The organism is Pseudomonadota bacterium (genome assembly GCA_034660915.1).
In the GTDB taxonomy this organism is placed as follows: domain Bacteria; phylum Desulfobacterota; class Anaeroferrophillalia; order Anaeroferrophillales; family Anaeroferrophillaceae; genus DQWO01.
Genome location: JAYEKE010000099.1, coordinates 1,483 through 13,764, shown reverse-complemented (window position 1 = coordinate 13,764; position 12,282 = coordinate 1,483). Strand labels below are relative to the sequence as shown.

At 48.6% G+C, this 12,282-nt stretch carries 9 protein-coding genes; all 9 read left to right on the top strand.

Annotated features, from left to right (window positions below; translation table 11 throughout):
• Positions 1-296: 296 nt before the first annotated feature.
• Positions 297-608: an STAS domain-containing protein gene (locus U9P07_06070; protein ID MEA2108968.1), complete on the top strand. Its 312-nt coding sequence runs from the start codon at positions 297-299 to the stop codon at positions 606-608.
• Between the two features lie 236 nt (positions 609-844).
• Entirely contained in the window at positions 845-4,078 is a 3,234-nt protein-coding gene (locus U9P07_06065; GenBank protein ID MEA2108967.1) for a chemotaxis protein CheW, read from the top strand.
• 87 nt (positions 4,079-4,165) lie between these two features.
• The gene (locus U9P07_06060) at positions 4,166-6,163 is read left to right on the top strand and encodes a methyl-accepting chemotaxis protein (protein MEA2108966.1); all 1,998 of its coding nucleotides are present in this window, start codon (positions 4,166-4,168) and stop codon (positions 6,161-6,163) included.
• Between the two features lie 708 nt (positions 6,164-6,871).
• Positions 6,872-7,366 (top strand): cytochrome c family protein, encoded by a 495-nt coding sequence (locus tag U9P07_06055; protein ID MEA2108965.1) that lies wholly within the window; start codon positions 6,872-6,874, stop codon positions 7,364-7,366.
• Positions 7,363-9,039 (top strand): methyl-accepting chemotaxis protein, encoded by a 1,677-nt coding sequence (locus U9P07_06050; protein MEA2108964.1) that lies wholly within the window; start codon positions 7,363-7,365, stop codon positions 9,037-9,039. Before U9P07_06055 ends, U9P07_06050 begins: the two co-directional genes overlap by 4 nt.
• 330 nt (positions 9,040-9,369) lie before the next feature.
• Positions 9,370-9,750, top strand: a complete 381-nt coding sequence (locus U9P07_06045) for a GxxExxY protein (GenBank protein MEA2108963.1) — start codon at positions 9,370-9,372, stop codon at positions 9,748-9,750.
• Positions 9,751-9,827: 77 nt separating this feature from the next.
• Positions 9,828-10,331, top strand: coding sequence for a chemotaxis protein CheW (locus tag U9P07_06040; protein ID MEA2108962.1), 504 nt, complete (start codon positions 9,828-9,830; stop codon positions 10,329-10,331).
• A gap of 165 nt (positions 10,332-10,496) precedes the next feature.
• Positions 10,497-11,594 (top strand): chemotaxis response regulator protein-glutamate methylesterase, encoded by a 1,098-nt coding sequence (locus U9P07_06035; GenBank protein ID MEA2108961.1) that lies wholly within the window; start codon positions 10,497-10,499, stop codon positions 11,592-11,594.
• A gap of 22 nt (positions 11,595-11,616) precedes the next feature.
• The coding region (locus U9P07_06030) for a protein-glutamate O-methyltransferase CheR (protein ID MEA2108960.1) at positions 11,617-12,282 on the top strand (666 nt) is incomplete at its 3' end.

Below are 12,282 nucleotides of genomic sequence, written 5' to 3'. Positions count from 1 at the left end.
GCTTGTTTGTGCTCTGGTTTACCCATTGTTTTTCTCACGGAGGCACAGAGGCACAGAGATGCGTATAAAAAAGTATGGTTTTCTCTGTGTCTTTGTGACTCTGTGAGAGTCATCTTATTTTCATTGTTAATCAAATACTTATTATATTTTTTCTCAGACTGGAATTTTTTCATAAAGAAATTCAGTTGATTCTGCGAAGAGCATTTAATAGGCTAAAGGCTAAAGGCTAAAGGCTAAAGGGTAAAGGCTGGTTGAACTTTTTTGGCTCCGGGCATGCCGGATGCGGGGAGATTTATATGAGTACTATACGTAAAGAAGGCGATAAAGTTTTTATAAATCCGGGACAGGATGTGGTGACTCCGGTGATCAAGGATTTTCAGCGTGAGCTCCAGGAAATCGTCGCCGAAAAACCGGCCGAGCTGGTCATTGATCTGGAAGGAGTGGGGTTGGTTGATTCTACCGGCCTGGGGTTGTTTATTGCCGCTTTTAATTCTTTGAAACAGCACCAGGGAACTATAACGATTATTAATGCCAAGGGCAATGTGCTGGATGTCCTGATGATGACACATCTTAATCGCATCTTTAATATTGTCACGGATGAAGAATAAAGGCCAAAGGTTAAAGGATAAGGCGGGCTGCGCCCCCTCTTAGGGGGGTACTGAAAAGAGTGACAGAAATTCAGGGGTAAGGCACTCAACAGTCAAAGGATAAAGGTTAAAGGATAAAGGCAAAAGGTTAAAGGTCAAAGGATAAATTTGGGATTGGGGACAGAATTTAATTCTGTCCCCCCGCGAAGCAGGGCGAAGCAAAGCTTGACAAGCCAACATATCGGGGAGAAAAAGCCATGATGATGGATGATGAAACTTTACAAATGTATGTGGAAGAGGCCGGTGAACATCTGGAGGATATCGAGAGTGATCTGTTGACCATTGAACAGGATGGGGCTGATCTGGATGAGGAGTTGGTGAACAAGGTTTTTCGGGCGGCTCATTCCATCAAGGGCGGAGCTGGATTCCTGGGCCTGACGGCGATCAAGGAGCTGTCCCATAAAATCGAAAACCTTCTCGATATGGTTCGTAACCGGCAGATGGTGCCGACCCCGGATATTGTCAATATCGTGCTGCTGGCTTTCGATTATTTGAGCCGGATGCTCAAAAATGTTTCGGCCAGCAACGAGATGGATATTGCCGAACATATCGAAGCGCTTGAAGGTTTGGCAACGGCGAATTTAACCGCCGGCGAACAGGAAAGTGCCGAAAAGGATGTTGCCATTAAAGATGCCGACAATCGTGAAGTTTTTGCCCTTTCCGAACTTGAGCTGCAGCAGGCGCAAAAAGGAGGCAAATATTTGTATCTGCTCAACTATGATCTTATCCATGATGTCCAGCAGCAGGGTAAAAACCCCCTGGAGATTATCAAAGGGCTTCAGGACAGCGGTGAAGTAGTGGATCTCAAAGTTGACTTTCTAGCGGTGGGTACCCTTGAAGATGGAGAATTCAGCAATCGCCTGCCTTTGGATGTCCTCTATGCCAGCATTATTGAGCCGGATCTTCTGCCGACTCTGCTGGATTTAAAAGCCGAACAGATGATGTCTCTGGATGAGCAGCTCAAATCCCCGGCAGAACAACCGGCAGCCGTAGTTTCTGAAGTTGAAGAGAAAGCGGATGTGCCGCCAAAGGATGTGCCGGAACCGGCTTTAGAACCGGAACCGGCGGCAAAAGCCGAAGCTCCACCTCTCCCGGTGCCGGAAACTGAACCTGCTGAAGCGCCGGTTTCTCCAGCCCCGGAGAAAAAAACCAAAGAGATCACCACCCAGGCTGAAACAGCCGCGAAAAAATCTTCGGCTGCCGCGCCGGCTGCCAGCCCCCAGGCTGAATCGGTCCGGGTGCATGTCAGCGTTCTGGATCAATTGATGACCCTGGCCGGTGAACTGGTCCTGGCCCGCAACCAGTTGTTGCAGTCGATTACCAGCGGCGATCGGGGAGATCGTAATAACGCCGGTCAGCGCATTGACCTGGTGACCTCGGAACTGCAGGAAGCGATCATGATCACCCGGATGCAGCCGGTGGGCAATATTTTCAATAAATTTCCCCGGGTTATTCGGGATATGTCCCGGAACCTTGGCAAACAGCTTGAGCTGATTCTGGAAGGTAAGGATGTTGAGCTGGATAAAACCATTATGGAAGGCCTGGGCGATCCCCTTACCCATTTGGTGCGCAACTCAGCCGATCATGGAATTGAATTACCGGATGAGCGGCTGGCCAGGGGGAAGGATCCGGTGGGTAAAATCCTGCTTAGGGCCTACCATGAATCCGGCCAGATCAATATCGAAATCAGCGATGACGGCAAAGGCCTGGATACCAAAAAAATTACCGCCAAGGCCCTGGAAAAAGGCCTGATCACCGCCGAGCAGGCGGAAAATATGAGTGAGCAGGAAAAGGCCAACCTGATTATGTTGCCCGGATTATCCACGGCTGAAAAGGTTACGGATGTTTCCGGCCGCGGTGTGGGCATGGATGTGGTCAAAAACAATCTGGATAAGCTTGGCGGCCAGGTGAATATTGAAACTGAAGTTGATAAGGGGACCACCATCCGGATTAAATTGCCCTTGACCCTGGCGATTATTCCCAGCCTGCTGGTGGTCATCGGTGATGACCGCTACGCCATCCCCCAGGTTAATGTCAAAGAAATGCTCCGGGTGCCCGCCAATCGGATTCGGGAGCAGATTGAAATGGTTGGCGGTGCCGAGGTGCTGATGCTGCGGGGTGAATTGATTCCCATCATTCATCTTTCCCGGGTTTTGCACTTGGATTCCACCTTTGTTGATCCCGAAACCGGAGAATGTAAACAGGATCGTCGCGCCGTCCTGGCCGACTCCCGGATTGAAGAACTGGCTGCCGAAGGGGAGGATAAAAAGCCGGTAGCCGTGGAAAGCATTCCTGAACGAAGGCAGAGTTATACCAGTGATGTAAACCTGGTCATCGTTTCCGCCGGGCCGTACAAGTATGCCATGGTGGTAGATGACCTTGATGATACGGTTGAAATTGTGGTCAAACCCCTTGGACAGCATCTGCAAAATTGTCGAGCTTATGCCGGGGCCACCATCATGGGTGACGGGCAGGTGGCCCTTATCCTTGATGTTCCCGGACTGGCCCGCTTGGCTGAATTGGCCTCACTGGCCGGGATGGAAACCGCCGCGAAACAGGCTGAAGCGGCAGAAAAGAGCACAGGGACGGCGGCCAAACTTTCCCTGCTCTTGTTTCGCAACGGCCCGGATGAACAATGCGCGGTGCCCTTAAGCCTGGTGGCCCGGGTGGAGCAAGTGAAAGCGAAGGATATTGAAATCAAGGGAGGCAAGAAGGTCCTCCAGTACCGGGGCGGCAGCCTGCCGGTCTATGCCCTGGAAGAGGTGGCGAGCGTTGGCGTGCTGGAAAACCGGGAAGAATTGATTGTTATAATCTTTCCGATAGCCGGTCGCGAAGTCGGGTTGCTGGCAGCGCCGCCGGTTGATGCGGTGGATGTGGCGATTAGTGTTGATGAAATGACCTTGCGACAGAACGGGATCAGCGGTTCCGCCATTATCGAGGGCCAGACCACCTTGATCGTTGATGTCTTCGAAGTCATGGAAACATTGAACCCCGACTGGTTTGCATCCCGGCCGCCAATGGCTGAAAAGGATAATGAGGCAAAAGACAGTGAACCAGTCAGCGGCAAAAATATCCTGGTGGTGGAGGATTCGGATTTTTTCCGCAACCAGGTGCGAAAATTTATTGAAAACGCCGGTTATCCGGTAGTGGATGCCGAAGACGGCCAGCTGGCCTGGGATTACCTGCAGGAGCATCCGGATGAGGTAATGCTGGTGGTAACCGATTTGGAAATGCCCAACATGGATGGCTTTGAGTTGACAAAAACTATCAAAGCCGACCAGCGTTTTGCCGCCTTGCCGGTTATCGCCCTTACTTCCCTGGCCAGTGAAGAACATCAGACAAAAGGGAATGAGGTGGGTATCGATGACTATCAGATCAAGCTCGATCGGGAAAAGCTGTTGCAGAGTATCGGCGTACGATTGCCGCGGTAAATGGGGTTATATCTCACAGATGGGCTGTTGAGTTGTAAAATTATCGTCATTTTAAGTTTCAATCTAAAACCAACAATGGAGGAAAAAATGACACTTAGAACAAAACTGATTGGTGGATTTATTGCTGTCCTGTTGTTTATGGTTATTATTGCTTTAACTGCTTATATGGCATTGCACACGGCGTCAACCGGCTTTGGCGAGTACAGGGAAATGGCAAGGGACAATAATCTTGCCAGCGATCTCCAGGCTGATATGCTCATGGTCAGGATGAATGTCAAGGATTTTATTATTACAGGCAGCAAAAAAGACCAGAGGCAATATGAAGATTATCATGCAAAGATGACTACCCTTCTCAAAATAGCTGAAGAAGAGATCAAGAATCCTGAAAGGTTAAAAAAGATTAAATTTATTGATGAAGAAGTGGATGCTTATGACCAGGGGTTCAAGGTTGTCGTAAAAATGAAGGAAAAGAGAAATCACATTGTTAACGATATCCTGGAAAAAAACGGCAAGCTTATGGAACAAAAGCTTACCGAGATCATGACTTCTGCTGATAATGACGATGATGTTAAGGCTGCTTTCCAGGCAGGCCTGGCGCTTCGGAGCTTTTTGCTGGCAAGGCTTTATGTAAATAAGTTTTTAGATTCCAATTTTCAAGCAGATGCAGACCGGGTTGATTCAGAATTTGGCGAAATGGATATGCATCTTAAGGAATTAAAAGACCATCTGGAAGATCCTGAAAGACTAAAATTGCTCAATGAAGTAGATGAAGAAGATCATAAATACCACGAAAACTTTAAATCTTTGGTGAAGCTGATTTATGACCGAAATAAAATAATTGCCGGTACCCTTGATAAAATAGGCCCGGAGATTGCCGGTGCAGCTGAAGAAGTTGCAGAGAGTGTCCAGAAAGTTCAGGATGAAATCGGGCCAAAGCTCAAAGCATCCAACACGCAGGCTGTTTTTTTGATTTTAATATTAAGTGTTGTGGCGCTGATAGCAGGCGTTGCAATTATTTTCTTTATCAGAATCAAGGTATTAAAACAGCTTGAAAAGCTTGGATGTGATCCTGACGAAATAGCCGAAGTGGCCAGTAATATTGCTGATGGGAACTTAATCAATGAATTTGTCAAAAAAGATGGAAAGGATAATGTCGGTGTCTATAAAAATATGGAGGTTATGTCTGTAAAATTACGCCAGTTTATGAAAGAAATTATTGCCGGTGTGGAAACCCTCTCATCTTCTTCGACTGAACTTTCTGCCATATCACAGCAGGTGACTTCCGGTGCCGATACCGCGGCCGGCAAGACCAATAATGTCGCCACCGCGACCGAGGAGATGAATGCCAATATAAGCTCGGTGGCCGCGGCCATGGAGCAGGCATCCACCAATGTTTCCACCGTTGCCTCGGGAGCCGAGGAGATGAGCACTACCGTTGCTGAGATTGCCAAAAATGCTGAGAGCGCCAAGGAGATTACCGGCCAGGCGGTGGCCCAGGGCAAAAGCGCTTCCGAAAGAATTAATGTGCTGGGAAAGGCGGCCCGGGAGATCGGCAAGGTGACCGAGACGATTAACGCCATTTCTTCGCAAACCAACCTGCTGGCCCTCAATGCAACTATCGAGGCGGCCCGGGCCGGCGATGCCGGCAAAGGGTTCGCGGTAGTGGCCAACGAAATTAAGGCTCTGGCCCAGCAGACAGCTGCAGCCACCGGTGAGATTGCTGCCAAGATTACCGGGATTCAGGATTCTACCGAGGAGACGGTAACTGAGATCAATGAGATTGCCCGGATTAATAACGAAGTGGATGAGATTGTTACGACCATTGCCACGGCGGTGGAAGAGCAGGCATCCACTACCGGTGAAATAGCCGAGAACATTGCCCAGGCCTCTTCGGGGATTACCGAAGTGAATGAGAACCTCACCCAGATATCCGAGGTGTCGGGAACCATTGCCAAAGATATTGTTGAGGTTAACGAGGCCTCCAGCGAGATGAGCAATTCCAGTGCCCAGGTGCAGCAGAGTGCCGATGAGCTAAGCGGTCTGGCGGAGAAGCTCAATGAGATGGTGAGTAAATTTAAAGTGTGATGGTTTTTGTAAAAAGAAAAATAACTCTCACGGAGACACAAAGACACAGAGATGCATCAATGTGAAGGGAATGTATGAAAATCCTCCGTGTCTCAGTGCCTCTGTGAGAAAAAACAGAAAAAATTCTCCAGCTCGACCATGGTGCTGAATAGAAGGAACTTATGAGCCAGTTTACGGTGTGATGGTTTTTGTAAAAAGAAAAATAACTCTCACGGAGACACAAAGACACAGAGATGCATCAATGTGAAGGGAACGTATGAAAATCCTCCGTGTCTCAGTGCCTCTGTGAGAAAAAACAGAAAAAGTTCTCCAGCTCGACCATGGTGCTGAATATAAGGAACTTATGGGCCAGTTTACGGTGTGATGGTTTTTGTAAAAAGAAAAATAACTCTCACGGAGACACAAAGACACAGAGATGCATCAATGTGAAGGGAATGTATGAAAATCCTCCGTGTCTCAGTGCCTCTGTGAGAAAAAACAGAAAAAGTTCTCCAGCTCGACCAAGGTGCTGAATATAAGAAGTTGATGGGCTGGTTTAGTGTGTGATGGTTTTTATAAAAAGACCAATAACTCTCACGGAGACACAAAGACACAGAGATGCATCAATGTGAAGGGAATGTATGAAAATCCTCCGTGTCTCAGTGTCTCTGTGAGAAAAAACAGAAAAAATTCTCCAGCTCGATAGAACCAGAAAAGAAGGTAAATGTGATGGAAGGAAACCAGAAGAGAACTAAAAAATACGGCATCAGGATAGGTCTGTTTATTATGCTGTTCTTATTGGGTACCGGATTCAGAACCTCGACATACAGCCAGGAAAACAGCACCTATATCGGTTCCGAAGCCTGCAATGACTGCCACGAGGAGGCATACGCGAGTTTTAACAAATATGCCAAAAAACGACATTCCTATAAAAGCATCCAGCAGATGCGCAAAGGCTTGACCGACACTGAATTCCAGGAATGTTTATTGTGTCATACCACCGGTTATGGACAACCGGGAGGATTTGTCTCAATCAGTCAGACTCCTCACCTGAAGAATCTGGGTTGTGAGTGCTGTCATGGTCCGGGAAGTGTCCATGCCGACAGCGAAGACCCTGATGATATCAAGGGAAAATTATCTGTAACCGACTGTGAAACCTGTCATAATAGCGAACGGGTCGCCACCTTTGACTACAAGCCAATGATTTATGGGGGTGCACATTGAAGCATTCACTACCCAGAGGACTGCGGTTCAAAATTACCTTCAGCCTGATCGTTTTCTTTTTTATTGTCATTAGCTGCTTGACCATCGTCAACATCATCAATCTTAAGAAAAATATTATACATGAGGTCCACAATACCTCCAGGATGATGGCTGACACCCTGATGAACGGCATTCGGCATCCCATGGCTATCAATGACACCGGGTCCATCAACAATCAGCTGCGTGATATCAATAAGAACATGGCCGGGGTGGAAGTCTATATTTTTGATTTTAACCAGCAGATTACCTATGCTTCCGAAGCTGACCGGACTGGTTCTTCAATGGGCAAACAGATTGCCTCCGGGACCCTCAGCAACGGCTTGAAAGTCATGCTGGAATCCGGCAAGCTGGATCAGGAAATTTTCCGGGAAAAGGTCCAGGGTAAACCGGTGCTCACCATTTTGCAGCCGATCCTAAATGAAGCCGGTTGTTATCACTGTCACGGGCAAAGCCGCCAAATCCTGGGCGGCATGATGATCAGAACCGATGTTTCCGCAGCCTACGACACCGTTAACCAGGCCCGCATGAAAAATATTCTTATAGGGATTGTCAGTGTTGTGCTGTCTGCCGCCTTTTTCTTCCTTATAATTGGCTGGATGATCAGCAAGCCTCTGGCCCAAACCATTGCCATGGTCAGGGAAGTGGCGGAGGGAGATGGAGACCTTACCAAGCGTCTGCATGCCGACCGTCGGGATGAACTGGGAGAACTGGCTGCCGGGATCAATATTTTTATCGAAAATCTGCAGAACATGCTGCGACAGATAATCGGGAGCATCGAAACCATGGCTTCATCGTCAACCGAATTGAATACCATTTCCGGCCAGTTGGCCACCGGGGCCGATAATACCGCCGGTAAAGCCAACAATGTTGCCACCGCCGCCGAGGAAATGAACGCCAATATGAGTTCAATCGCGGCGGCGATGGAAGAGGCATCGGTGAATGCTAATACGGTAGCCTCCGGCAGCGAGGAAATGACTGCTACCGTTGGCGAGATTGCTAAAAATGCCGAAAATGCCCGGGAAATTGTCGGCCGGGCGGTCAGCCAGGGCAAGAGTGCCGCCAGCAAAATTGATGAACTGGGAAAAGCGGCCCAGGAGATTGGCAAAGTAACGGAAACCATCAATGCAATTTCCTCCCAGACCAACCTGTTGGCTCTCAACGCCACCATTGAGGCGGCCCGGGCCGGCGAGGCCGGTAAAGGATTCGCGGTGGTGGCCCATGAGATCAAGGACCTGGCCCAGCAGACGGCGGCGGCTACCGGTGAGATTGCCGGTAAAATCAAGGGGATCCAGGATTCCACCGGGGCGACGGTGACCGAGATCAATGAGATTGCCCGGATCAACGATGAGGTGGACAGCATCGTGACGACTATTGCCACGGCGGTGGAAGAGCAGGCCTCCACTACCCAGGAAATTGCCGAGAATATTGCCCAGACCTCCTCGGGGATTACCGAGGTGAATGAAAATGTGGTCCAGACCACCGAGGTCTCGGGAACCATCGCCAAAGATATTGCCGATGTCAATGAATCAGCCGGCGAGATGAGTAATTCCAGTGCCCAGGTGCGCCAGAGCGCTGAAGAGTTAAGCCAGCTGGCGGAGAAATTGAAGGAATTGATGGGACAATTTACGGTTTGATTGTTTTTGTAAAAAGACCAATAACTCTCACGGAGACACAAAGCTTGCTATATTGTAGTAAGCCTTGCATAAAAAATAAAAAGGGAGGGCGGGGGAAATTGGAAGCGGGGTCACCGTGATTGGGGACATTCTTGAGTTTCGCGTTAAAAGCAAATTCAAGCTGTTCCTCCACTGGGCGAGCGATAGTCAAGAGTGTCCCCCCGCGAAGCACGGCGAAGCAAACGTGCAAACCAGTACGTACCGCAGGCGAAGGAAGGCGGGGAAGTGAATTAACACAAATTCGGGACCCAGGACAAAAAAATTTCACCACGGAGACACAAAGACACAGAGATGCATGAAAATGGAATAGGAACGATAATCGTCGATTGTGCCATACATTTGCATCAAGCACTGGGTCCGGGGCTCCTGGAAAGTGTCTATGAGGTTATTCTTACTGATAAACTAGAAAAAAGAGGCTTGCTGGTGGAAAGACAGGTAGTAATTCCCATTGAATTTGAAGGTATATCATTTAATGAAGGATTCCGAGCAGACTTAATTGTTGAAAAAAAGGTTATTGTTGAGTTGAAGTCGGTTGAAAAAATTAATCCATCCCATAAAAAACAATTACTTACTTATTTGAAATTAACTGGATTGAAACTGGGATATCTTTTAAACTTTGGTGATGTTCTTATGAAGAATGGCATAAGCAGAACGATTAATGGAATATTGTAAAAATTCTCTGTGCCTCTGTGTCTCCGTGAGAGAAAAATATAATAATCGAGAACTGAATTTGAAAAGGAGAAAACCCCATGTCTGGAAATAATCAGACACCGCAAACAGTGGAGGTTAAAGCTGCTGCCGCTGCTGCTGAGGATACCATCCAGCTTGCCTGTTTTGTCATCGATGAATTGCTTTGTGGTGTCGATATCAATTGGGTTCAGGAGATCAACCAAAATCTTGCCGTTACCCAGGTCCCCCTGTCGCCGGACTATGTGTTGGGGATCATGAACCTGCGCGGGCGCATCGTTACGGTGATCAATTTAGGCAAAAAAGTTGGTTTGGCTCCCTGTAAAATAGGTGACAAAAGCCGGGTGATTATTGTTGATCGTGATGATGAATATATCGGCCTGCTGGTGGATGGCATCAAGGATGTGGTGACCATTTCAGTTTCAGAGATTACACATCCTCCAGCCAATATCGATATTGATAAGGGAACCTTTTTCAGCGGCGCCTGTAAACTGGGGGATGCTCTAATCAGCATTCTGGATGTGGAGGCGGTGCTGGCCGAAGAGAAAAAAGGAGAAAAAGGGTGAACAAGATCAAAGTCTAAACTGATATTTCTGAGGTTAATGAACTGGCTTCCGGAAACAGTAACTCCAGTGCCCTAAGCCAGCTGGCTGTCAAACTGGAAGCGATGATTAATAAGTTCACCCTGTAAAACAGGCATTATGTCTTCCTATTTTATAATGGAGTAGAGGATGAATATTAAGGTTCTGGTGGTCGATGATACGATCATGTACCGGAAAATTATAGCTGACGTGTTGAAAACCATTCCCGGGGTTGAGGTGGTGGGGACGGCCAATAACGGTAAAATTGCTCTGTCCCGAATCAAATCACTGAAACCTGACCTGGTGACCCTGGATGTGGAAATGCCGGTGATGAATGGGCTTGAGACCCTGGTGGCCATCCAGCAGGAAAAGCTGGACGTGGAGTGCCTGATGTTCAGTTCACTCACCGAACGGGGCGGCGAGATAACGATGAAAGCCCTGGAGTTAGGGGCCTTCGATTTTGTCCTCAAACCTGACAAAGAAACCCCGGAAGAAAACCTGCAATATATTCAAAAGGAGCTTTCCCGGCGGTTGAAGGTTTTTGGCCAGCAGCGTCAGCTGCGCCGCCTGCTGCGGGGGAAGCGGCCGGCGGTTCCAGCACGGGAAACAGTAAGAAAACCCGAAGCTGCAAGCCAGGTTCTCCAACAGACCAAGGCCCGGGTGAAACGAACGGAAAAGTCAATAGTGGTGGCCATCGGTATCTCTACCGGGGGCCCCAACGCTTTGACTGCCATGCTGCCGTGGCTTCCCGCTGATCTGGGAGTTCCGGTGCTGATTGTCCAGCATATGCCACCGGTTTTCACTAAATCTCTGGCGACCAGCCTGGATAAAAAGTGTGCTTTGGAGGTCAAAGAGGCGGTTAATGGCGAGCTGGTGAAAAAAAATACCATATATATCGCTCCCGGCGGCAGCCAGATGAAAATCGCCAGCGGTGCCGATGTCCACAGCAAAATCATCCGGATTACTGATGAGCCGCCGGAAAATAACTGTAAACCGTCGGTGGATTATCTCTTTCGTTCAGTGGCCCGGGAGTATGGTTCCAAGGCCACCGGGGTAATTATGACTGGAATGGGGGCGGACGGTAAACTTGGCCTGCGGGAGATGAAAAGCGCCGGGGTGGTAAGTATTGCCCAGGATGCTGATACGAGTGTTGTTTACGGCATGCCAAAAGCAGTTGCGGAAGCCGGGTTGGTGGATGTGGTGATGCCCTTGGATGGTATTGCCGCTGAGATCGTTAAAACGGTATAAGGATTCAGGTGGAAGCTGAATAATGGCAAAGATAACCGCCGAAGAAATTAAACTGCTGGCCAAATATATCTATAATATTTCCGGTATTTATCTGGATCATGATAAGGGATATTTGCTGGAAGCCCGCTTAAATCCATTGCTGGCGGCTTACAAATGCCCCTCCTTCAGGGACCTTTACCACCGGGCCAGGGCCGATATCTCCAGACAGCTGGACAAAGAGGTTGTCAACGCCATTTCCACCAATGAAACCCTCTTTTTCCGCGATAATAAACCTTTTGAATTGTTGAAAAATAAAATTATTCCCGACCTGGTTGACCGACGCTCAGCTGCTGCTGGTCAGGGGAAAACCAAACTGCGGATCTGGAGTGCCGCCTGCTCCACCGGTCAGGAGGTCTACAGTATTGCCATTTCCCTGTTGGAAACCCTCGGCGATTTTCGCGATTATGAAATCTCCCTCCTGGGGACGGATATTTCCGACGAGGCGGTGGCCAAGGCCAGCTACGGCATGTATGGCAAATTTGAGATCGAGCGCGGACTATCGAAGCAAATCCTGCAGCGCTGCTTTAACCCGGCTGCCGGCGGCTGGCGGATAAAAGATAAAATTCGCTCCCTGGCCGTCTTTAAGAAATTAAACCTGATGGATTCCTATGCCGGGCTGGGAAGTTTTGACATTATCTTTTGCCGTAAT